Source organism: Verrucomicrobium sp. BvORR106 (genome assembly GCF_000739655.1).
In the GTDB taxonomy this organism is placed as follows: domain Bacteria; phylum Verrucomicrobiota; class Verrucomicrobiia; order Verrucomicrobiales; family Verrucomicrobiaceae; genus Verrucomicrobium.
In genome coordinates, this window is the sequence record NZ_BATR01000010.1 from 106710 (window position 1) to 131093 (window position 24384).

Here is a 24384-nt window from a genome sequence, read left to right on the forward strand (position 1 = left end):
TTTATATATTTCCATTAAGTCATTAAATAGCACCTCAGCTAATCCTTCGGAAAAATCATTTAAATACACGCACTAGTGGAACGCATGCTGCGCCGTGCCTTTGTTTATGCGGCAGGACGCGTGATCACCGTCGGTTCCGACCCTCAACAATTCCGGGCGGCAGCCGCGTTTGCTGGCGATCTGGATCAGGTGGTGTTCTCTAAAAAGTAGAAAAATCTTAATTCCTACCTTGCCTATATACATTGGATGAGATAAGCATGGAAATAGTCTCGAATTGCCACTCTGGCATTCGCTAGACCGGTCCGACCAGAAGTCTGGAGGTTACCAGCTCCTTCTGCCTACCGCGTTCCGCACGGCGGCTCTTCACGCCTGATCCTTTGCCGGAAAGGGCACGTCATTCAAACCGCCGGCTCACTGGGATGGCCTCTGCCACCTCACGCCCCCTTTTTGCCCGGCGTTGTCGCACGCGAACCCTAATCCAACATGATATCCCGTACCCTAAGGCGGCATCTCGCCGCATGGATGGCCCCTGCCCTGTCGGCGGCCTTTGTCATCACCACCCAGGCAGCTCCCAAGTATGAGAGCGGCGTGGTCAACAACGCCCAGGCCAATGCCACCACGTGGCACACGGTCACCTTCACTACTCCGTTCTCCGCTCCGCCCGTCGTGGTGCTGGGAGCGCCAACGCAGACGGATACGCAGGCCATCACCACCCGGGTGAGGAATGTCACGGCGACCAGCTTCCAGTACCAGCTGGACGAGTGGGACTATCTGGACGGCGTGCATGGTGCGGAAGCCGTACAATACCTCGCCCTCGAGCCGGGGGTGCACACCATCGGCGGCATCACGTGGCAGGCAGGTCGCAGTTCCAGCATCACCAAGTCCGCCTCGACGGTGAACTTCACCTCTGCCTTCGGCGCCGCTCCGGTGGTGCTGGCGCAGGTGGAGAGCGCGGTCAACGCCAAGGCGCTCACCTCCCGGGTTCGGCTGGTGACTACCTCGAACTTTGAGCTGAAGCTCATCACCCAGGAGTCGGACACGGCAGCCGTGTCCGGGGAATCGGTGGGCTGGATCGCCGTGGCGACCGGCACGGGCACCGTAGATGGTGCCACCTTCCAGTCGGCTCGCACAGGCACCACGGTCACCCAGGCCTGGACCGCGCAGCTTTTCACCGGGACCCACCGGCAGCCGCTGTTCTTTGCCCAAGCCCAGACGGTGAACGGAGCAGATCCCTTCACCATCCGCCGGCGCAATCTGAGCACCACCGGGGTGGAGATCTTCCTGGAGGAAGAACAGTCCGCCGATGCGGAAGTGAATCACGTGGCGGAGGACGTGGGCTACCTCGTCTTTGCCGAGAGCACCGGGGAACTGCGCGCCAAACTCGATCTCGTGGAACTGGTGCAGAACCAGAGCAGCGCGACGACGTGGCATGCGGAGACCTTTGCCCGCAGCTACACCAATCCTGTGGTGGTCTTTGGCCCCCTCACCCAGAACGGCGCTGACCCGGTCCGCGTGCGGGTGCGCAACGTCACCAGCACCGGCTTTGAGTGGCAGCAGGATGAGTGGGACTCCCTCGATGGCAGCCACGGGTCAGAGACCGTGCACTATCTCGTCGCCGAAGAAGGCTCCTACCAGATCGGCGGTCTGCGCTGGCAGTTCGGCCGGTCCACAGGCGTCACCCATACCGCAGCCACCAAGACGTTTGCCGAGGCCTTCCCGGTAGCGCCAGTGGTCTTTGGCCAGGTGGTCACCACCAATGAGGCCAGCGCGGTGTCCCCCAGGGTCAGCGCTGTCACCACCACCGGCTTCAGCCTTCGTCTTCAGGAGGAAGAAGCCGCGAACCAGACTCACACAGGTGAGACCGTGCACTACGCCGCTGTCGAGAAGGGCAGCGGTCGCATCGTCACCAGCCAGTTCGTTGTCGAAGCTGGCAGCTCTGGCGCCAACGTCACGAATGCGTTCAAGACCGTGAACTTTGCCCGCAAGCTGGCGGACCCGTTTGTCCTGGGTGAGGCCCAGACCCTCAATGAGGCCGACCCCATCGTGGTGCGCCAGCGCAACCTGGGGCCCACCAAGGTGGACCTGCGGGTTCAAGATGAAACCTCCGCCAACAGCGAGACCACTCATGCTGCCGAGAACGTGGCTTACCTCGTGGTCTCCGGCTCGCTGGACCTGGATGAAGACGGCCTGCCCGATGCCTGGGAAACTTCCGTGGGCCTGAACCCGGCAGACCCGAATGACGCCGGACTCGACGGCGACGGTGACGGCATCACCAATCTCAATGAATATGCCTATAGCACCAGCCCGAGCACCTTTGACTCCGGCGGCACGGTCACCGTGGCCGCAAGCGTTTCCGACGGTTATGAGAAAGAAGGCATCCCGGCGCGATTCACCGTCAGCCGCACGGGTGGAACCGTGCCCGTAACGGTGTCCTACACCCTCTCCGGCCGCGCCACTGCCCCCGGCACCAGCGGTGCCGACTACGCCACCAATAACAACAGCGGTGGCACGCTCAATGGCTCTGTGACCATCGGCTTCAACGCCACCTCTGCGGATGTGGTGATCCAGCCTGTGGTGGATACGGTGAACGAGTACCCGGAAACGGTCGTGCTCACCCTAAGCAGTGGCAGCACCTACACGGTGGGTTCCGCCTCCAACAGCACCGCCCAGGTGAATGACGCCACGGCTACCACGGCCAATGAAGAGCTCTTCGTCGCCTTCCTGGGCCGCCAGGGCTCCGCCCAGACCTATGCGTCCGGCTTTGCCACCATCCACCTGAATGGCCCCAAGAACGCCGCCCGGGTGAACCTGAGCTTCAGCGGTTTGACCTCGAACCAGACCAATGCGTATCTCCGCTACGGCGTCGCCTCCGGTGTCGGACCCGAGCTGCGCCCCACCCTGCCCATCGGCCAAGTGGTGAACGAGCCCTGGACCATCATTCCCGTGGGGGCGCTCACCGGCCAGAACATCGTGGATTCGCTCTACCAGGTCGGTGGAAAATGGGTGTACCTCAACATCGGTACAGGATCCTACCCTGCCGGTGAGATCACCGGGATCGCAGGTCGCCAGACGGGCTCCAGCACCTTCACCCCGCCACCCGCACCGCCCGCCATCACCGCGCTCACGGGAGATGCGCTGAAGCAGGATGTGGCCCGCTTCCTCACCCAGGCCACCTTTGGCCCCACCAAGGCAGACATCGACGCGCTCGTGACCCAGATCAACACGACGCACGCCGGCAACCGGATCGCGTCGTACAACGCCTGGATCGACGCCCAATACGCCCTGGATGCGACCAAGCTGCTGGCCTACACCGAAGCCGCTGACGCCCACGAATGGACCCTGCGCGGGGCCAGCCCGAGCAACTTCGTCAACAACAACGAGCCCCGGCACCACAACCGGCGTCGCGGCTGGTGGACCCTCTCCGCCAAGGCCCACGACCAGCTCCGCCAACGCGTTGGATTCGCCCTCAGCGAAATCCTGGTGACCTCTGATGAACTCAACATCCTGCGCACCCGCCACTATGGCCTGGCCAACTACTACGACCTCCTGGCGGCGGCGGCGGACGGCAACTATCGCACGCTGCTGGAGAACGTGAGCAAGAGCCCCGTCCTGGGCAAGTACCTCAGCCACCTGCAGAACCAGAAAGCCATCCTCGATGGCAACGGCAACGTGCTGGTGAGCCCGGATGAGAACTACGCCCGTGAAATCCTGCAACTGTTCTCCATCGGCCTGGTGCATCGTCACCCCGATGGCAGCCTCAAGCTGGGCCCAGACGGCCTCCCCATCCAGACCTACAACAATGACGACATCACGAACCTGGCCCGGGTCTTTACCGGCTGGAGCTTCAGCAAACGTCATGGAGCAGCAGCGGATGGCTATCCGGTGGTGGACAACACCAACTTCAACCAGGGGAACGGCCCGGCCTACTTCCAGGCCTCCTGGACGAATCCGCTGAAGAACTTCGTCACCCACCATGACACAGGCGCGAAGACGGTGCTCGGCAGCAACATCGCCTCCGGTCTCAACGGACAGCAGGACCTGACGGCGGCGCTGAACATCATCTTCGCCCACCCCAATGTCGGCCCCTTCATCAGCCATCTGCTCATCCAGCGGCTTGTCACCTCGAACCCCAGCGCCGGCTACATCCACCGCGTGACACAGAAGTTCGAGGACAACGGCTCCGGTGTGCGCGGCGACTTGAAGGCCGTCATCAAGGCAGTCCTGCTGGACTACGAGGCCCGCAGCCTGGACGTGGTGAACAATATCGGCTACGGCAAGCCCAAGGAACCCATCGTCCGCTACGTGCAGCTGCTGCGCGCGCTCGGAGCCTGGTCTGACCTGCCGCTGAGCACCCTCTCCAGCCACGGTTATCCCGCGGGCCAGCTCAACAACTTCCCCTCCGGGACGACGCTGCTGCGCTATCCGAACACGGACGCCCGCCTGGCCCAGACTCCGCAGAGCGCACCGAGCGTGTTCAACTGGTTCCTCCCCGGTTACAATCCCGGCGGTGCCACGGGTGCCGCCGGCCTGGTGGCCCCCGAGCTGCAGCTGAGCACGGAGACGAGCGTGGTTCAAGCCATCAACTACCACTACACCGTCGCCCAGGTGAACAACGGCCAGGGGGTGGACGCCCTCTACGGAGCCACGGTTGCCCTGGACGACAACGTCCGGCTGGACCGCACCCCCTATGAGACGCTCTACGACGCGGAGATCACCGCCGGCAAAACCGTGCCCCAGGCCCTGGCCACCGTGCTGGACGCCCTGGATCTGGTGCTGACCTCCGGCAATCTCAAGGCCCGCTACGCCAGCGCCGCCGCGCCCAACCCACGCAGTGTCATCATCGACTCCGGGGCCTCCCTGGCCGCCGGCACCACCACCGCAGTGCGGGTGAAGGAGCTGCTCTACCTCATCGCCACCTCGCCGGAGTTCGTCATCCAGAAGTGACCCTCCTCAGAAAGTTACAACCTAGAACTTCTTTTGAACCATGAAAAAGAATGATCGTGAATTGCTCGCCACCCGCCGCCGCTTTCTGCGCCAGTCCACCTGCTCGGCGCTGGGCATCACCGGCGTGGTGAACACCCTGGCGCACCTGCGCCTGGTGAACTCCGCCCTGGCCCAGGCCGCCCCCCTGCCGGATTACAAGGCCCTGGTGGTGATCTTCCTCTTCGGAGGCAATGACTCCAACAACCTGCTCATCCCGCAGAAGAACCATCCGGCCTATGCCGACTACAAGAGCGCCCGCGGAGTGCTGAAGATCCTGGACCCCACCGACAGCGCCTACGTGTCTGGAGATCCTGCCTCCATCCCGCTCACCACCACGAGCGGCGACTATGGGGTGCACCCGTCCGCCCAGGGGCTGGCCACCTTGTTCAACACCGGCGAGCTGGCCTTCGTCTCCAATGTCGGCACGCTGCTGTATCCCACCACGCGAGCCCAGTTCCAGGCCGGTTCCGTGCCGCTGCCGCCGCAGCTCTTCTCCCACTCGGACCAGCAGGTGCAGTGGCAGAGCTCGGTGCCAGACCAGCCGTTCACCAGTGGCTGGGGCGGCCGCGTGGCAGACTTGCTGGCGGCGCAAAGCTACGCGCAGGGGCAGGTCTCCCTCTCCGTCAGCCTCGCCGGCATCAACAGCCTTCAGGTAGGCAACCAGGAGGTACAGTATGCCCTCACGCCAGACGGAGCAGTGCCTCTCACCGGATACAGCGATGCCACCGGGCCCTATGGACTGGCGTTAAACACCAACGGCACGTACAAGAACTCGCTGCAAGGCAAGCGGCTCAAGGCGTTCGATGACATAACCCACTACACCTACCAGCATCTGCTGGAGGACTCCCATGCCGGAGTGGTGAAGCGCGCCCAGGCCAATGAAGGTCTCGTAGGTGCCGCCTTCACCGAGGCCGCCGCCTCCGGGGTGGACTTCGACACGCTCTTCACCAATGCCCAGACCACTCTGGGCGACCAACTCAAGGCCATTGCCAAGCTCATCGCCGGGCGCAACAGCCTGGGGAACCGCCGGCAGATCTTCTTTGCCAGCATTGGGGGCTTTGATACGCACCAAGACCAGCTCGATGCACAGGTGAACTTGGTCGGGGAGCTCAGCGGAGCCTTCAAGGCCTTCCGTGATACTCTGGTGGCGCTGGGTGTCTATGACAACGTGCTCTCGGTGACGCACTCCGACTTCACGCGCACGCTCACCCCCAATGGTCAAGACCCGAACACCGCCGGCTCCGACCACGGCTGGGGCGGTCACCAGATCGTCTTTGGCGGTCCGGTGAATGGCGGCCAGGTCTACGGCACCTTCCCCAGCCTGAAGCTGGGGCAGGACCAGGATGCTGGCTCCAGCAACCGCGGTCGCTGGATACCCACCACCTCTGTGGACCAGTACGCGGCGGTGGCGGCGAACTGGCTGGGCGTCAGCAGCGGGGACCTGGGCACCATCTTCCCCAACATTGGTCGTTTCAATGATCCCTTCGCCGGCAGCGCCAACCTTGGATTTGTATGAGTCACGCAGCAACATCCTTAACTTTGTCCGGAAGCGGTCGGGTGGCCGTGGCAGGAGCGTTCGGTCTGGCACTGCTGGGCGGAGTGGCCACCATCTGGCTGCTCACCCGGCATGTGCCGGACGGTTCGGCTCAAACGAGCGTGTTTCGCGACACGTTCACGCCACGGCCCACTGCATCGCCTCTCCCTGCGCCTCCGCTTCCAGCAACACCTGTGCTGGCCAAAGCCGCGCCTCATATCGATGGCCGCATCCTTGCCACGCGCAAGGACGGCCTGGTGGTGGTGCCGGACCTCGCCGCCGAAGCCGCAGAGCTCAACGCCAAGGAGTCCACCATCCAAAGGGATCTCGAGATCCTCGAAACTCTGGTCGGTTTCTTCCGGAGCTTTCAGTACGGGGAGAACCCCTTCGGAGGGGAGAACGATGAAATCGTGGCCCAGCTCTCTGGTCGCAACCCCAGGAATCTGGCGGTGATCCTTCCAGAGAGCCCGTCGATCGACAGCCGCGGACGGCTGCTGGACCGGTGGGGCACCCCCTTCCACTTCCACCCGGTGACCCATGAGGTTCTGGAAATCACTTCCGCAGGGCCCGATGGAAAACTCTGGACGGCCGATGACGTGAAGAGCGTGCCGTGAGGCCGTGGTCGACGGGCAATTTGTCAGTCAGTCAGTGATAGTGTGAGTATGAAGTGTGTTAGTGCGCGTTGGTGAAAAAGAGAAGCCCATTCCCAGGGTTGGGGATGGGCTTCTTCTTTTGAGGGTGGGATGAAGCGGTGTCGAGACAACGCCGAGAAGCGACAAGCGCACCGGCCATTAAAAGGAGCGAGGGACATTCATACCCCGGTCCCGGCCAACTTCCCATGAAGACTCCTCGTCCTCTCAAACCAAAACACTCTGAACTTCTGTGGGGCGACCACTCCGATTGCCTCCGTCAGGAGCCGCTCACAGCAAGCGGAGCGCTTGCCCTCCAGTACTTATAACCGACTGCTATCGAAACAGCGAGGCGGATTGTTGAATGCCGGAGGCATCACAGCCATTAGCCGAGGGTTGAGCGTAGCGACATCTCCGGAGAGCTAGATTTTTGTGTTCACCCTGAAGGGGTGACAGCGACGTCCGCCTGCAAATGGAAATCATCGACTCCAGGAGTCGCTCACGGCAATCGGGGCCCTTGCCCTGCAGTACTTATAACTGACTAAGATCGAAACAGCGAGGCGGATTGTTGGATGCCGGAGGCATCACAGCCATTAGCCGGGGGTCGAGCGTAGCGACACCCCCGGAGAGCTAGAATTTTGTTCTCACCCTGAAGGGGTGACAGCAACGTCCGCCTGCAATGGATCTCGCTGGCATCCACTCCTTGGCGCTCGGCTACTCCCAAAAAATGGACATCCACTCCGATTGCCTTCTTCATGGGCCGCCCACGGCAATCGGGGCGCTTGCCCTACAGCGTCAATAACCGATTATAATCGGAACAGTGTGGAGGGGAAGTTGGGTGCCGAGGCGACGTTGAGTGCCGAGGCGACGTTGAGTGCCGAGGCGACGTCGCTGGCATCCACTCCGGGATGCAATACTGAATCTGATCTTCCGGAGGTGTCAGTCGCTACGCTCCTTCAACCATCCGGCTAATGGCTATGATGCCTCCGGCATCGGACCATCCGGGCCGGACAAGATCAGATCGGCGACCTAACTTCCCGATGAGCGTGCTGCGTGATGAGACCTAAGCCAATCGCTCCGTTCACCATCGGCGGTTGTGCAAGCACAAACCGCCGCTCCTTGGGGGATTCGCGTAATCCTCGTCACACAAAGGCAGGCTAAAGCCCGCCACCATTTTCAACGTCGCAGCACTCGCCACCACCTCATCATCACAAAAAAAGTGCCCCGTCCGAAACCGGACGGGGCACTCTCGTTTTTACAATGCAATCAAGTCAACTACCACTGAGTGGCGATCCACACATCAATCGATGTGCCAACCGTTCAGACGGAAGTCGTAGGACGGGTTGCCCCAGATGTCGAGACGGTCGTCGGAGTTGTACACACGGTTCGAGGAACCGAAGCCGAAGACGCGAAGGTCGCTGCCCCAGCCTTCCCACAACAGGATGCCGCGGTCGGAATCACCGTAGATGCGGTTGTTGTTGAAGCGGTACACGTTCAGCTCGCCATCGTCCTTGCTGCGGAAGGTGATGCCCGTGCGGTCGAAGTCGCCGGAGAGGCGGTTGTTCTGCACAAACGCCTTCACTTCAGCGCGGTCTTCGGCCTTGATGTAGATGCCGTTGTTGAAGTCGCCGCTGAGGGTGTTGCCGTCGATGTTCACTTCCAGCTCCGAACGGTAGCCGGAGTCGGAGCCCACCACGAGAATGCCGTACTCGTCGAACTCGCCGCTCAGGCGGTTCTTCTTGATCGTGACATCCGCGTTGGAGCGGCCTTCCTTGTGCACCGCGATACCAGCTTCATCGAAGTCGCCGGAAAGGGTGTTGTAACCGATGAAGGCGTTGAGCTCAGCATAGTCGTCGCTGTTCACTTCAATACCGGTGTCAAAGTCACCGGCAAGGACGTTGCCGATCACCTTGGCATTCAGCTCGGAGCGGGACCAGGAGCTGTCTTCGCTCGTGAGGCGGATGCCCACTTCGTAGTTGTCACCACGACGGCGGTCGCTCAGCAGCAGATTGTGGTAGATGCCCACTTCCAGCTCGGAACGGTCGTGCTTGCGCACGTCGATGCCTGCGTCTTCGAAGTAACCGGTGAAACGGTTGCCAGCGATGACCGCGTGGAGTTCGGACTCGTCATAGCTGTTGAGACCGATGCCGTCGTTGCCGAAGTAGCCGGAGAAACGGTTGCCCGTCACGGTGGCGATCAGCGCGGAGTCATCGTCTTCGTCGTCGCGGCTCACGAGGTCCACACCACGATTGTCAAACTCACCGGTGAACCAGTTGCGCTCGATGTTGATTTCCAGGACGGAATCGCCTTCCTTCTCGGCATAAACACCGGAGTTGTCGAACTCACCGCTGAAGAGGTTGCGCTCGATGTCAGCCTGGAGCGAGGAGTGGTCGTCGCTCTTCACTTCAATGCCATTGCTGTCGAACTCACCCACCAGGTAGTTGCCCTTGATGGTGGTCCACAGGTCAGCGCCATCGGAGCTCTTCACCTCGATACCGGCGTCATCAAAGTCACCGCGAAGCACGTTGCCCTTGATGTAGGTGTACATGGAGGAACCATGGGAGGCGTCTAGCTCGATGCCGGAGTCATCATAGTCACCACGAAGGGTGTTGCCGATGATGCCAGCGAACAGGGAGGAGCCATGGAAGCTCTCCACCAGGATGCCGGAGTTGTCGAACTCACCGCGAAGGGTGTTGCCCTTCACAAGAGCCCAGAGACCGGAGTTGTCGTCATCAGAGCCGAAGCTTGCCAGGCGGATGCCTGCGTCTTCGAAGTCGGAGCGGCGACCACCAATGATGTTGTTGGTGATGAAAGCGACGACCTTGGAGTCTTCTTCTTTCACGATGTCGATGCCGTAGTCGTAGTCGCCGTAGAAGCGGTTGGAGTCGATCTCCACCTTCACGAAGGAGTCGTCGTCGCTGTTGACTTCCACGCCAGCGTCACGGAAGTCGCCAGCGAAGAGGTTGCCGATGATGGTGGCGAACACCTTGGAGCGGTCTTCGGTCTCGATGTCGATGCCAGCGTTGTCATAGTCACCGAAGAAGCGGTTGTCTTCGATGTTGGCGATGATCTTGGAGCGGTGCTCGCTGGAGAGCTTCACACCAGCGTCATCGACATCACCTGCGAAGGTGTTGCCAGCCACATTGAGGTCCAGCTTGGAGCGCCAGAAGCTGGCAGCGTCCACACCGGCGTCGAAGTCGCCGCTGAAGCGGTTGTCAACCACGTCAACAAGAAGGTTGGAGCGACCGTGGGTGTGGAGTTTCACACCTGTGTTCACGTCATCAAACGTGTTGTTGCTGACGAGAGCGGAGGCTTCGATGCCACCCTTGGTCTCAATGACCACACCGCGACGCATGTCGTCGAAGGTGTTGTCCTGCACGACGACCTTGGTCACGTTTTCAGCCTTGATGCCGTTGCCGCGGTTTTGCCACCAGCCGGAGTCATAGCCGTTGATGAAGGAGTAGCCGGTCACGCCGAAGAAGCCGACGTCTTCTGCACGGATGCCGCCATCCACAACGGGACGGCTGGTGTCGCCACCGAAGATGTAGCCGTTCAAGCCGTTGAGCGGGTTCGCGGAGCTGATGAAGTTGGTGCTGCCCACCAGTTTCACACTTTCCTCATAGTTGAGGCCGGTGTTGCCCTGGGTGTACACGTTCCACACGCGGCCCAAGGTGTTGCTGTTGGTGCCTGCGGCAAATGAACCTTCCGTGAGCGTGTCGAACGGACGTTCAGCCGTACCATTGGCACCTTCGCCGAGGGCGGAACCCTCCTGGATGCCATTGCCCACAGCACCGCCGTTGTTCACGAAGATGATGTCATCCGTCAGGATCACCTGACCCTGCTTCTGCGCGACCACACGGTTCACACGCTGCACGTTGGTGGAGGTGCTGACTTTCTTCTGTTCCACAGTGCTGGCCAGTTTGACCGCCGTGTTCTGGCGATAAACGTTCTGCGCCATGCGCTCTGCCAAGTGACGGCGGCGGGACTTGAAGGAGTCGCCAATGCGGCCCCAGAAGCCTTTGCCATCGCCCAGATCACCCATTTCAAAGGGAAGCTGAAGCTGCACACCAGCGGTCCAGTCGCTGCCGGTGAGACGGTCGTCTTCATACCAGGTGCCAGTCAGCACCACGGCAGGGACGGGACGTACTTCGAGGCCGGCCTTCCAGCCTTCCACATTACCCGTGCCACCCGTCTGTGGGCCGAAGGGCTGGTTGTCGAAGCTGTAGTAGCCGCCGATCACGCGCAGATCGAAGTACTTGTCCAGCCCGGGAACAAGCAGGGCCACCTCGGCGTCCCAGCCTTCCATGCCTTCTTCATAACGGCGGAACAGGCGCTCGATCGTCGTCGTGCTCGTGGTCGTGGTGCGGGTCGTGGCGAAGAGCGCGTCCTGGGTGATCGTGTTGCCAGAGGCATACGGATCATTGATCGGAGTCACGCTGTTGGCCGTGCTCGTGCGGGAGCTCTGGCGGGTTTCCGTGGTGCGGAATTCGTCAGCGAGCTGCTTGTCGGAAAGGGGTATGTAGTAGTTGCCTCGTACTTCCAGGTAGCGGGTGCCGAACTCCACGCCGACGCCGAGCTGCCAGAACTGGTTGTTGGCCTCCGTGTCCAGCATGTCCACGAAGAGGTTGCCACCCACGAAGAAGCCTTCCTCAAGGAAGCCAGCCTGTCGGGCGTCCTTGCTGGAAAGCGCCGAGACCGGCTGCGATCCAAACAGGTAACGGTAGCCCAAGCCCAGGGAGGAGGCGATTTCACCGCCCTCGCCATAGGAGACGTAGGGCTCAAGGAACAACACGCCGCCGCTCAGGGTGGCGTCTGCGCCAAGAGTGCTCCATACGGGAGCGAGAACGCTGAAGTTGCCCTCAGTGTACCTGTCGTTGACTTTGATCCCGGTGTTGACGGTCCCCAAATACATGGGGTGCGTCTCGGGAGTGACAACTTCCGGGGTTTTATCCTTGGTACCGCCAAATGAGGCGGTCACCGCGAATCCAGCCGCGCAAGCAGAGGCGCGTAATATCTGGTGTATGCTGCGTGTCATCATGGATGTCTTGTTTGCTGAGGCCCTGCCAGTTCAATGGGAGGAAGAGTGCGGACCGGCGTTTCTAATTTCTATGGCAAACGCATGGATGCAAATAGTTGTTTCCATTAACAAAGAAAATGCAGGCAAATCCCCTACCCCCTAAGATGTACGTAGTTTTATGCACGCGCATTCACAACGCGTTTGAACGCATCCGTTCCGTCGGGGTCACACGTTCATGAAACCCTCAGCGTGCGGGAGTTGCAGATCGCACGGGGGTCCCTTCCGGTTGCTTCGACCTGTCAAGCTGAAGAGGGCCGGATGCGGCAATTTGTCGCAATATCGAGCAAAAAAGTTATTGTATCCAACCGGGTACAATTGTCTTGGTTTTGCGACAATTGGACAAAATTCATCCGCCAAACCGGCTCCGTCAGGCTTTTTTGCCAACTTGACGTCAAGCTGAGAAGGAGGGCGGATTCGTTGCCGGAGCGATTTTGGCCGTCACTTTCGCCTTCCAGTATCGTCACAACGCGTCCGTTGCCCGATCCCCCGGGTGCAGCCACAGGTCGCGCAAGCGCCGGAGGACCGGTGCCCGCCCCCTCATGAAAGCCAGCGCCCTCCTCCTGGTCTGTCCTCTTCTCATGCTCGGTCTCTGCGGCTGGATGTCGCTAGGCCGGGATACCGCGACTCCAGGCAGCGCGTCATCACCCACTGCGCCTTCCCCGTCAGCCGTTGCCCTGACCCCAGTCCCGACACCGGCGAGCCCGCAGCCGCCGCCCTCATTGGAGCCGACCGTGGCAGGGACCTACGAGACCCTGGCGTTTCAGGAAATCTTCGTCAGCCCCGTGGGCCCGCGCGGCCTGGAGTACACCGCCAAGTCCCAGCGTCTGGCCGGGCAGAAGGTGAAGATGACCGGTCACATGGTGCGACACTACCACGATGACCCACGTGTCTTCCTCTTCACCGCGACGCCCAATACGCATGACCAGCGGGAGTACATGCTGGCCGACAGCCTGCCGGTGAGCCTGGTCCATGTCTTCCTGGAGGCACGGCCCGGTCAGGCCCCCGACTGGCGGCCCCGGTCCATCACCGTGTACGGCACCCTGGAGACCGGTCCTCAGCAGGAGGTGGACGGCCGGATCTCCCACGTACGGCTCCACGCCGAGCATGTGACGGAGGGCACCACGACCACTCTCCTCGAACTGCGCCGCCCCATCGTCCTACAGCGCAGCCGAATGAAGGCCGCCCAGGCCACCGCCACGACGAACTCAGGCGAGCGCCAGCCACACCTGCGGCCCCGTACGGACGCCCCTTTCCCCCAAAGCAAACCCACCCAAACGCCCTCATCCTCCTCATGACTCCCAAGTTCCTTCAAAAGATCACCCTTGCCGCCGGCGGGCTTCTCGCCTGTGCCGCACCGGCCCTCCACGCCGCGCCGACCGTGACCCGTCTGAACCCACCGAGCCTGCTCTTCAGCTTCGGTGACGCCCAGCCTCCGTACATCTCTCGCTTCGCCCAGGGGCAGCGCTTTGACCTTCAGGCCACCGTAACTGCGGATGCCGGCCAGACGATCACCAGCGCCTCCTTCAAGGTGAACAACGTCACCGTCCCGGGCACCGTGACCGTGACCCCCACGGGCAATCCGAACCAGTTCAGCATGGTGCTGCGCGCTTATGCCGATGCCATCCCCGGCGTCAAGACGCTCTCCGTGACTGCCAACCAGACCGGCGGAGCCACCGCCACGGCCAATGGCAACTTTGAAATTGTGGCTACGACGCCCTCCGGCGGAGCCAGAAAGGCCAAGAACGTCATCCTCTTTATTGGGGACGGCACCGGCATTGCCCACCGCACCGCGGCCCGCATTGTCTCCAAAGGCGTGCAGATGGGCAAGGCCATCGAACCCATGTCCATCGACAAGCTGCCGTACACCGGCATCGTGATGACCCCGTCCTTGAACTCCATCGTCACGGACTCCGCTCCCGGCGCAGCCTGCTACTCCACCGGCAACAAGTCCAACAACAACCAGGAAGGCGTCTTCCCGGATGACACGACGGACAAATGGGACAACCCACGAGTGGAACACCTGGGCACCTACCTCGCCCGCGTGCAAGGCAAGGCCCTCGGGATCGTGACCACCGCAGATGTGGAAGACGCCACCCCTGCCTCCTTCGGCACCCACACCCAGGACCGCGGCGCCGGCACCGGCATCTGCGACATGTTCCTGGATGAAGCGACCGTGAAGTCCAACCTCCGCGTGCTCATGGGCGGCGGCCGCAAATGGTTCCTCCCTAGTGGCACCGCCGGTTCCGCTCGCGTGGGCAATACCACCGCCACGGGTGCAGACTACGTGTTGTCCCAGGAGCTCGCCACCGGATGGGGAGTGCCCGTGGGCCAGGCCGATGCAAGCCGCGATCTGATCAGTGCCTTCCAGTCCGCTGGTTTCGCCTATGCCCCCGACGCCACCACTCTGGGCAGCATCCCGGGCAACACCACCAAGCTGCTGGGTCTCTTCAACAACGGCAACATGGACGTGGCACTGGACAAGATCACCGAGCGCCGCGGTGGCGCCTCCGTGGGAACCGTCGCCGACTTCCCTGACCAGCCCATGCTGGACGAGATGACGGAGAAGGCCCTCCAGGTGCTCAATCAGAACACGAAGGGTTTCTTCCTCATGGTAGAAGCCGCCTCCGTGGACAAGCAGGCCCACAACATGGACAGCGAACGCTGGATCCTCGAAGCCATCGAGCTTGACCGCGCCGTCGCCAAGGCCGTGGCCTTCCAGCAGGCCAATCCGGACACCCTCATCGTGGTGACCGCCGATCACGAGTGCGCCGGCATCAACATCATCGGTGCCAGCACCCTCACCAACGCCCAGCTCACGGGTCTTTCCGATGACAAGGGCACGGACGGTGTGAACGGCGCCATCAACGGCGCTTCCGGCAATTCCACGGACGGACAAGCCAAGCTGCGCACCGGCGTGGTGGGCACCTATGACGCCGCCCGCTTCCCTGAGTACCACCTCGAGAGCGATGGCTTCCCCACCACCATGGATGTGGACTACCGCGTGCTTATCGGCTACGCCGCCAACGGTGATCGCTTCGAAGACTGGCGCACCAATCCCCTGCCCAATGTGAGCCCCGCCACCCGCGACGTGGACGGCGACTTCTTCATCGCCGGCCAGGCCAGCGGCGCCGGAGCCTCCAGCGCCGTGCACACCGCCTCAGACATTCCCCTCTCCGCAGGCGGCCGCGGATCCAGCATCTTCACCGGCGTCATGGATAACACGGACGTGTTCTTCAAGATGGTCCAGGCGGCCATCGCAGGGGTGAAGCTCACCTCCCTGGAAGACTAAGCCCTCTCCCGGCGCAGGGGCCTCAACACGGCCCCTGCGCTTTTTTCTGACCGGATATTTCCTCCATCCTCTTCCCCGTCCCTCTCGAAATGAAGACTCCCATTTTCAGTCAGCTGCCGCAGTTCGCCGTCGGCATGCTTCTCACCACGGCCCTGGCCCCCGTCCTGAAAGCAGGCGAGCCAGCCAATGCGCCGGACAAGAACCCCAAGGCCGTCACCATCCAGGACCAATGGAGCCTGCCCGGCATCCTGGGCGGCGGCGTTAAAACCACCGGTGACTATACCGATGGCAATCTCTTCCTCGTGGTGCCGCTCTACAGCAGCCTGGGCCACGACAACGTCCTGGGCGGAGACGTCCTCTACATTCAGCCCTACTCCTCCTGGGGTGAGGGCGGCGAGGTAGCCGCGAGCCTCGGCCTCGGCTGGCGTCACCTCTTCAATGAGCAGCCCGTGACCGCCATCACCCGCCACGACGGACACCAGGCCGGTTTCATGGAAGAAGGCGCGTTTATTGGCGCGAACCTCTTCATCGACATGCTCGACACGGAGGCCAACAACCAGTTCTGGCAGCTTGGATTCGGCCTGGAGGCCGGCACGCGTTACATCGAAGCCCGGGCCAACTACTACCTCCCCCTCTCCGACCGCCAGCTCGCTGAGGAGTTCCGCACTCGCGAGACCTTCCAGAACAGGCGCAACAGCACGAGCAACAGCGTCACCCCGCTGAACGATCCTTTTGCGACAGGCAACTCCATCCAGCAGGACGCCCTCTTCGCCACCCGTCAGACCACGACGACGACCACCACCACCATCGAGCGGCTCTTCCAGCGCTTCGAAGACGGTATGGAAGGCTGGGACGCGGAGGTGGCCGTGCTGGTCCCCGGTCTGGACCGCTACTTCGATCTCAAGGTGATCGGCGGCTACTACAGCTTCGACAACCAGCCCTTCGGCCCGCAGACCGGCGGCACGGGCAATGTCGAGGGCTGGAAGGTGGGGGCCGAGCTGCGCCCCGTGCCCGCCATCGTGCTCAACGCCACCTGGTATGAGGACGAACGTTTCGTGGGCGATGACTGGCTCTTCGGCTTCCGCATGGAAGTGCCCTTTGAGATGGGCGATCTGGGTGATGGCAAGGGCTTCTGGAGCCGCATCGGCGATGCCTTCCGCCCACGTCGCCGCCACTTGGCCGAGCGCATGGCCGAGCCCGTGCACCGCCAGAACGCCGCGATCAAGATCGCGAGCGAGACGGAGAAAGCCGAGGAAAACGTCAGCACCCAGGTGAAGCGCGTAACCCGCGTGGTTTCCCAGAGCTCCCGGCGCCTCGTGCTCGCGGATGACATCGTCTTCGTGAACAATGGCTCCGCAACCGGCAACGGCATCCAGGCTGGCAGCAACGTCGGCGATGGCACGGCTGAGAAGCCGGTGGACACCGTCCAGAGCGGCGCGAACCTCGCCCAGGCCAGGAGCAACTCCAGCACCCGCGTCTGGAACGTGTACACCCAGGGCACGGCCACCGGCTATGCGGAGAGCGTGGAAGCAACAACTGGCAGCGTGAACTTCATCGGCAGCGGCAAGCTGATTCAGGGCGTGGGCAACACCACCTTCGGCACCGGACCGGCTCCGCTGGTCAACGGCGGCTTCTACGCCACGAACATCGGCTTCTTCGGCCTCAACGGATATGAAGTGACCGGTGGCTTCCAGTCCCAGATCGAGAACCTGAACGGCGTGCGTCTCTACAATGTGAGCCAGTTCGTGATCGACAGCAACTTCATCCACGATGTGGAAGTGGACGCGATCAATGTGGAGACCGATGCCGACGTGGTCTCGGTGGGTGACATCACCAACAACACGATTGAGAATGCAGGCAGCTACGGCCTGCACCTCGATTCCTACGGCGCTTCCTGGCTGGACGTCCTGGTGGAAGGCAACTCGTTTGGCGGTTCCGTTTCGGACCACGTGAACGCCACCAGCCACGATGTGTCCACGTTCGACCTCTACATCACAAACAACTCGTTCAGCGGCGGCTCCGCCAATGCCCTCAGCATTGGTTCCACGAACCTGTCCGAGTTCTACTTCACCGGCGGTGGCAACATCATCGACGGCGGCGTGAGTGGGTACTATTTCCTCGCTGACGCCGGTTCCTTCATGGACGCCGCCGTTTTCGGCGATCAGATCCTGAATGTCAGCGACGACGGCGTCTATGCAGAGTCCAACTCTACCGACGACACCGAGTTCGCCACCCTCTGGCTGACGCTCGAAGGCAACACCTTCAACGGTGCTGGCAACAACTACGTCGAGACCAACGCCTACGGCTTCTCCGTGATGGACTTCACCGCCACGGCCAACCAGTTCAACAGCGCCACGGGCGATGCCATCCGGGTGACCGCAGACGGCCAGTCTGACGTGACTTTCACGGCTGACAGCAACATCATCCGGGATCAGCTCGGCAACGGCATCCACGTGGTGCACACCACTGCTGCCAACATGATCGCGACGATCACCAACAACGTGATCAGCAACAGCGCCCAGAACGGCATCCTGGTGGAGAGCATCAGCATCTACTTCGGCGTGGGTCCGATCCCCACTCTGAATGTGACGATCACGGGCAACCAGATCAACGGCACCTCCGGCGGTTCCGCCCTGGTGTTGAGCACCGTGGACGCCGGTAACATCCAGGGGACCATCAGCAACAACACCATCACCGATGCCGCCTCCCACGGGGTGGAAGTGCTGGTGGACAACTTTGTTGAAGGCACCGGGGTGAACGTCCTGTTCGACTCGAACGTCATCCGCAACAGCTTTAGCGACGGCATCAACCTCACGAACAACAGCGATGGCGTGCTGAACTTCAGCGGCAGCCTCAGCAACACTGTGACGGGTTCTGGAGACAACACCCTGCGTTCCACCGGCACGCTGACCACGCCCTCCGGCATCCTGTTCATCAACGGGAGCCAGGTGAACCTGCCGGCCAGCTTCTGATCGTCATCGCCGCGATCGTTCTAGAATTCCACCCAAACGGAAACACCACTGCGCCCCCGGGAGGCTCTGCCTTTCCCGGGGGCGCTTCTTTGTGGAGGCCTCCATTTTGTCATCGCCAAGAGGGGACCAGAGGGGGATGATGGCGGCATGACGGCCGGACGAATCTTCACCAAACACTTTGTGGTGCGCCCTCAGGACCTGAACCACGCCGGCACCGCCTTTGGCGGCACCATGATGGCCCATGCCGATGAGCTCGCTTTCATCGCCGCCACCCTGACTTATCCCGGCTGCACTTTTGTGACCAAGGTCTTCCGCGAGTTCAATTTCATCCACGGCGCGGTCGAGGGGGACATCGTCCAGATTGAGGCCGAAGTGCTCCAGAAGGGCCGCAGCTCTGTCAGGGTCGGAGTGAAGGCCAGTCATGCCATCACCCACCGCGAGTTGTTTCAAACCGAGGCCGTGCTGGTGAATGCGCGCGGCGGGAAGAGCGTGACGATTCCGGAGGGGGAGGGCAGCAGTAACCCAAAGTAGTGCCGGGCTTCAGCCTGCCTTTGTATGACGTAGATGGCGCGAATGAACAGGCTGAAGCCTGTGACTACTTTGCTTCGCGAGAGTATGCGTCCACCACTCGACCAAGGAGTGGCGGTTTGTGCTTGCACAACCGCCGATGGTGAACGGAGCGATTGGTGAGCCATTGCGATACCGCACCTCACCGCCCACCACGCTGTAGGGCAAGCGCTCCGCTTGCCGCGAACGGCCCCTGACTGAGGCAACCGAGGCGGTCGCCCTACAGGAGCCTTAAGTGTGCTTGGACGCGAAAGGGCGAGGAGTCCTCATGGGCCGTTTGGTCGGAACCGGGACAGGAATGTCCCTCGCTCCTTTTACTGACCTGAGCGCCCCAGGGGGGTCGAGTCTTGTGTCTTCTTCGGCACCCTATCTTCTTGCACTCATCCTTCACGCGGAGAAGATGGCTCCATGAAGTTCTTCACAGTCTGGGTCATAAAAGGTCTTTCCCTTTCCCAATTGCGGGAGGCAATCGAACAGACAATAACGGAAAATCCTCATTTGGCCACCGAGCGAACTCCTTCAGACAATATCTGGAATATTGGCGATCTTTCTGCAGGCATGAATGAGAAGTCCGGGCTCTTGACGCTGTGGCTAAGTCCCGAAGCAGGCTTAAGGTCTCCTACCTTCGAGTTATTCAGAACCAAGAATCTCGACTTCCTGGCAATCACTTTCATGGACGATGATTGCTGGAGCTATGCATTAACACAGGCTGGAAAACCCGTTGATAGGTTTGCCACGTTGCCAGATCATGACACCCCCTTTGAACTACGCGACACCGTCAAAGGTGATCCTGCCAAGCTGGAAGCCGTGCTAGGCATCGATCCGAAAGTGAGCACCAAATACTTGCGTTGGTGGCGCACTCCCCAAGATACGACGGGATGGTCTGAAGAAAAAGAGGATGAGTACTTCGACCAACTGGACAATTTGGACAATCCACCCGGAAAGGCGAATGAAGGCGACGAGGCTGAATATGGAGACGCATGGCAAATGCTCGATTTTGTAAGGGCCATCGGAGGTTTGTGGCCCCCTAAGAACGACGGCCGCTGGATACAGTACAAACTGCAAAAGGCGACGAAAGGATGACGGCGAACTGCGAATGCCGAGCAGAAGCTCTGCACACCTCTGCAGGCTGCGACGCAAGCATGCCCCCCAAGGAGTGGCGGTTTGTGCTTGCACAACCGCCGATGGTGAACGGAGCGATTGGTGAGCCATTGCGATACCGCAACTCACCACCCAGCGCCCTCATCGGGAAGTTGGCTTGTCGACTTTGACGATCTGATGGTGTCCCAGCCCGGATTGCCCGATGCCGGAGGCATCAAAGCCATTAGCCGGACGGTTGAAGGAGCGTAGCGACTGATACCTCCGGAAGTTCAGAGTCAGTGTTGCATCCCGAAGCGGATGCCAGCGACGTCGCCTCTGGCATCTCAACTTCCCTGGAACACTGTTCCGATTTTAATCGGTTATTGACGCTGTAGGGCAAGCGCTCCGCTTGCCGCGAACGGCTCCTGACGCGACACTCGAAACAGATGTCCAGTTGAGAAGAAGGCGAACATCAGGGGTCATTCGACTGACGAGCTGAAGCTCTGCACTACTTTGCGGGAGCGTTGCTCAAAGCAGTGATAGGCCTTAGCCTGTCGTTGTGTGACGTTGATAACACGACTGAGCGGGGCTGGGAACCCCCGCCTCCTTTATTGCGAGAAGGGCGTGCGAAGGGAGGCCTGGAAACGTGTTGCTGTAGCAACCAGGCCGACTGAAGTCGGCACTCCAACAATGCCCGCTCCGCCAACGCAATAGATACCTCGAACCCCAACTGACGCACTGACGCACTGACGCACTGACGCACTGACGCACTGACGCACCGGCCACCTAATCCTTCACCTCGCTCCACCGGATGTTCCGCCTTACGCCCACCACATGGAAATAATCATCCGAGTTCTGGATGTACCCCTGGGCATCAATGGTCATGCCTTCTGCCACAAGGCGGCTGCGCTGCACATTGGACAATTCCGTCTCCATGTTCTGACTGATCCGAGCGTCGGCACTCACCACCCGATGCCAGGGCAATACGGCGGACTCTTCCTCCGTCAGGTGGCTCATCACCGTGGCCACGTGTCTTGCCACCACATTCATGTGCACCGCGATGCTACCGTAGGTGGTGAACTTCCCTGCCGGAATCAATGCCACCAGACGAATGACCTCCGCCCGGATCCGGGTAAACGCCGCCGACCGCACCTTGGGTTTGGCCTTGGCTTTTGATTTCGGCTTCTTCTTAACTACCGGCTCTTCTTCCGATGGCGATGGGGACCGTCGTTGGGGCATGCTTGCCCAAGTCTTCACAGAACGGACTCTCTCGCAACCCTTATCCCTTGACCCTCTTCCCTTCTCCCTCTCCCTACGGTACCGTCGCCGGCCCCAGCTTCTCCGTCCGGCCGGAAAGCTCCTTCCAGCGCCGGTAGGTGTCCTGTTTGATCTTGTCGAACTCCGCGTTCTGCTCCGGGGTGAGGTGCTTGGCGATGTCGCTGTGCGTCACCTCCAGTTCGAGGAGGATGTTCTCCACCGCATCCGCCACGATCCCGTGAAAACGCTCTCCGGTCTTGTCCAGAATGGGGCGAATCTCCTGCCGCTGCTGCGGGGTGAGCTTGAGCCGGCGCTGGAATTCGCCCATGCGGGCGTCGCCCCAGCGCTTCAAGGCAGAGCGCTCGGTCAGAGCTTTTTTCACCCCTTGGAGTGTGACCACGACACCAGAGAGAGCGCCGGCCCCAAAGATGGCGGTCATGCCGAGCACAAGCTTCCAGTGGCGGAAAATCTTCATGAGGGGAAGGACGAATTAAGGAGCGGAAAACGTGTTCATGAAAGTACCCGCCAGGGCCGTGTCGCCGTTCCAAAGGCCCAGGAGGAGGTCGTAGTTCAAGGCCACGGCAGCGAAGGTGATGGCCATGGCGATGGCAGCCCCGCGCCAGGCAAACGTTTCCCGAGTGCGCCAGATGCCCGCCTCAAGCTCGGCCAAGCCAGCCTGCCAGCCTGCCATCACACGGGTGGCAAAGCCGTACGGCAGGGTCTCGTCCTCCGCCGGGGCCTGAGCCGCATGGCGGGCCAGCCGAGTCCAGGGCGATGAGTTGCGAGGGGCGTCGTTCATAAAGTCTCTGTGTCTCTGTTCTATCTATATAGCGAAAGGAGTCCGAAAATCCGCAGGGGTTGTCAGACCGCTGCCTTCTGTTGCCGGAGTTGAGGGGTGGATTCAAGCGCTTCCATGGCTTTGCGCAGCTTCCGCCGGGCGCGAAAGGCCCGAACCTTTACGAGGGTGGCGCTCCATCCGGTGACGGCTTGAACCTCTGCGACCGACCGGCCTTCCATGTCGATCATGGTGAGCACCAGCCGATCCGCGGGCTTCAAAGTTTCCAGAAGCTTGTGCGCCAGTTCCCGGGCACTCACGGCATCTCCTGAACTGGCCTGGGAGTGGTCCTGCAGCACTTGGTCCAGCACTTCCACCTCCTGCTCGCTGAGATCAGCCCAGCGCAGTTCCGGCCGACGCTTCTGGTGACGCAGCGCATCCAGGCACGTGGTCACGGCCACACGAGACACCCAGTGCTCAAAAGGCATGGGGCCCCGCCATTGATCAATGCGGGCGAAGACCTTCATGAACACCTCCTGAGTGAGATCCTCCTCAGCGACGCGACGCGGCAGATGCCCGCGCACAATACGAACGACTGCCGGATAGAGCAGCTCCACCATGGTGCGCGCCGCGGCCTCATCGCGATCATCCCGGACCCGTGCCACCAATGGGGCAAAATCGGGCGGAGTGTCACGAGCGGCTGGCATGGAAGAACATGGGGCACGACCAATGAGACGCCGCCGTCGGGTCGCCGGTTACGTTTCTCTGCGCGAAAGCGCCGGGCTCTGCCATCAAGAACCTCGCCACCCCAGCTGGAGAGATCACCTCACCCCAGCCTTTCTTCGCTGCCACCCACCTCACCACACCCAGAAAACACTGGGCAGGGAAGCGCCTATTCCATCTCACGGGCGACTTGCAGCGTGCGCTGCAAGGCATCCAGAAACTCCTCGGCGTTCTCCATGGGCAGCATGATGGTGTCGCGACGCCCTCGGACGTCCTCGGTGATCTTGATGAACCGACCCCGGTCGTTCTCCTTCAGGTCCAGGAAAAAGATTTTCCTTTCCCCGACGATTTTTTCACTGTGCAGCGGCGGAGCTCCGCGCTGCGGTTCTTCACCATAACCATACATGCTCATGCCTGTCCTCCATAACTGCGAAATTCTTTCGTAATCAAAGAATTCGCTTATTTCGGCGAGTCTAGAGGGGTGCGCCCCATTTTGTCCAACAAATTCGCATGGTCGCGACGCAGGCTCTCAGCCCAGTCCGACGGCGTGGCGCACACGGTCTAGAGTGCGACGAGCAACAACACGCGCCTTCGCGGCACCAGCCTGCAAGACATCATCCACATAACCATCCTGTGCCACAATCTGCGCCCGACGCTCACGCGCCTCGGCAAAGAAGTCCCAGATCTTCTGGAACAACTGCTTTTTGTAGTCGCCATAGCCGCGGCCACCCTTTTTGAAGTCCGCCACCAGCGCGTCGTACTCTTCATTCGTGGCCACCAGCTTATAGAGCTTGAGAATGGAGCTGTCGTCCGTGGGCTTGGGCTCCTCCACGGGCGTGGCATCAGTGACGATCCTCATGATCTTCTTCTTAAGGGGGCTTTCCTCCTCAAAGAGACCGATGGTGTTGTTATAGCTCTTGCTCATCTTCCGGCCGTCCAGACCGATCACGGTGGCCGTTTCCTCCCGGATCAGGGCTGCAGGAACTTTGAGCGTCCCCTCACCGAAGGTAAGGTTCATCTTGGTGGCGATGTCACGAGCCACTTCCAAGTGCTGCTTCTGGTCCTTGCCCACCGGCACGCGGTCACTGTCATAGATGAGGATGTCCGCCGCCATCAACACGGGATAAGCAAAGAGGCCGTGGTTGGCTGCAATACCGTTTGCCACCTTGTCTTTGTAGCTGGTGCAGTTTTCCAGCATGGGCATGGGCGTCACCGTGCTCAGAATCCACGCCAGTTCTGTGTGCTCAGGCAAGTCACTCTGGCGGAAGAAGACCGCCTTTTCTGGATCCAGGCCACAGGCCAGGAAGTCGATGGCGAGATTGCGCACATTCTCCCGCAGAGCCTTGGCGTCCTGGATGCTGGTGAGCGAGTGATAGTCCGCAATGAAATAATAAGCGTCCCCCTCGTGCTGCAGTTGCAGCGAGGGTTGCATCATACCGAAGTAGTTGCCGAGGTGGAGCCGCCCGGTGGGCTGGAGGCCGGAGAGGATACGCATGGG

The 24384-nt window shown here is 61.2% G+C and carries 16 protein-coding genes; 9 read left to right on the forward strand and 7 right to left on the reverse strand.

Annotated features, from left to right (window positions below; translation table 11 throughout):
• Positions 1-84 precede the first annotated feature (84 nt).
• From BV106_RS37985 to BV106_RS02040, 4 genes are all read left to right on the forward strand, one after another.
• A complete protein-coding gene (locus tag BV106_RS37985; RefSeq protein ID WP_265595237.1) occupies positions 85-210 on the forward strand; it encodes a hypothetical protein in 126 nt (41 codons plus the stop codon).
• A gap of 273 nt (positions 211-483) precedes the next feature.
• Positions 484-4944, forward strand: a complete 4461-nt coding sequence (locus tag BV106_RS34915) for a DUF1800 family protein (protein WP_081891448.1) — start codon at positions 484-486, stop codon at positions 4942-4944.
• A gap of 40 nt (positions 4945-4984) precedes the next feature.
• The gene (locus tag BV106_RS02035) at positions 4985-6499 is read left to right on the forward strand and encodes a DUF1501 domain-containing protein (RefSeq protein WP_038159720.1); all 1515 of its coding nucleotides are present in this window, start codon (positions 4985-4987) and stop codon (positions 6497-6499) included.
• 23 nt (positions 6500-6522) lie between these two features.
• On the forward strand, positions 6523-7131 hold the full coding sequence (locus BV106_RS02040; protein ID WP_265595238.1) for a hypothetical protein: 609 nt from the start codon (positions 6523-6525) through the stop codon (positions 7129-7131).
• A 1315-nt stretch (positions 7132-8446) separates the two neighbouring features.
• Here the strand turns inward: BV106_RS02040 and BV106_RS02045 are convergent.
• Positions 8447-12058: an inverse autotransporter beta-barrel domain-containing protein gene (locus BV106_RS02045; RefSeq protein WP_038159726.1), complete on the reverse strand. Its 3612-nt coding sequence runs from the start codon at positions 12056-12058 to the stop codon at positions 8447-8449.
• A gap of 704 nt (positions 12059-12762) precedes the next feature.
• Between BV106_RS02045 and BV106_RS02050 the strand changes: the two genes are divergently transcribed.
• From BV106_RS02050 to BV106_RS02070, 5 genes are all read left to right on the forward strand, one after another.
• Entirely contained in the window at positions 12763-13518 is a 756-nt protein-coding gene (locus tag BV106_RS02050; protein WP_265595239.1) for a hypothetical protein, read from the forward strand.
• Positions 13515-15512, forward strand: a complete 1998-nt coding sequence (locus BV106_RS02055; RefSeq protein ID WP_038159732.1) for an alkaline phosphatase — start codon at positions 13515-13517, stop codon at positions 15510-15512. Before BV106_RS02050 ends, BV106_RS02055 begins: the two co-directional genes overlap by 4 nt.
• Positions 15513-15601: 89 nt before the next feature.
• Positions 15602-18484 (forward strand): inverse autotransporter beta-barrel domain-containing protein, encoded by a 2883-nt coding sequence (locus BV106_RS02060; RefSeq protein WP_038159734.1) that lies wholly within the window; start codon positions 15602-15604, stop codon positions 18482-18484.
• A gap of 147 nt (positions 18485-18631) precedes the next feature.
• On the forward strand, positions 18632-19015 hold the full coding sequence (locus tag BV106_RS02065; RefSeq protein ID WP_051944780.1) for an acyl-CoA thioesterase: 384 nt from the start codon (positions 18632-18634) through the stop codon (positions 19013-19015).
• Between the two features lie 444 nt (positions 19016-19459).
• Positions 19460-20134, forward strand: a complete 675-nt coding sequence (locus BV106_RS02070) for a hypothetical protein (RefSeq protein ID WP_038159737.1) — start codon at positions 19460-19462, stop codon at positions 20132-20134.
• 783 nt (positions 20135-20917) lie between these two features.
• Here the strand turns inward: BV106_RS02070 and BV106_RS02075 are convergent.
• The 6 genes from BV106_RS02075 to trpS form a co-directional block, all read right to left on the reverse strand.
• Positions 20918-21370, reverse strand: coding sequence for an MGMT family protein (locus tag BV106_RS02075; protein WP_038159740.1), 453 nt, complete (start codon positions 21368-21370; stop codon positions 20918-20920).
• 73 nt (positions 21371-21443) lie between these two features.
• Positions 21444-21863, reverse strand: coding sequence for a hypothetical protein (locus tag BV106_RS02080; protein ID WP_038159743.1), 420 nt, complete (start codon positions 21861-21863; stop codon positions 21444-21446).
• 15 nt (positions 21864-21878) lie between these two features.
• The gene (locus BV106_RS02085) at positions 21879-22187 is read right to left on the reverse strand and encodes a hypothetical protein (protein WP_038159746.1); all 309 of its coding nucleotides are present in this window, start codon (positions 22185-22187) and stop codon (positions 21879-21881) included.
• Positions 22188-22249: 62 nt separating this feature from the next.
• Positions 22250-22870, reverse strand: a complete 621-nt coding sequence (locus tag BV106_RS02090) for an RNA polymerase sigma factor (RefSeq protein ID WP_038159749.1) — start codon at positions 22868-22870, stop codon at positions 22250-22252.
• A gap of 185 nt (positions 22871-23055) precedes the next feature.
• Positions 23056-23298 (reverse strand): DNA-binding protein, encoded by a 243-nt coding sequence (locus tag BV106_RS02095; RefSeq protein ID WP_009965494.1) that lies wholly within the window; start codon positions 23296-23298, stop codon positions 23056-23058.
• 117 nt (positions 23299-23415) lie between these two features.
• Entirely contained in the window at positions 23416-24381 is a 966-nt protein-coding gene (trpS, locus tag BV106_RS02100; protein ID WP_038159755.1) for a tryptophan--tRNA ligase, read from the reverse strand.
• Positions 24382-24384 lie beyond the last annotated feature (3 nt).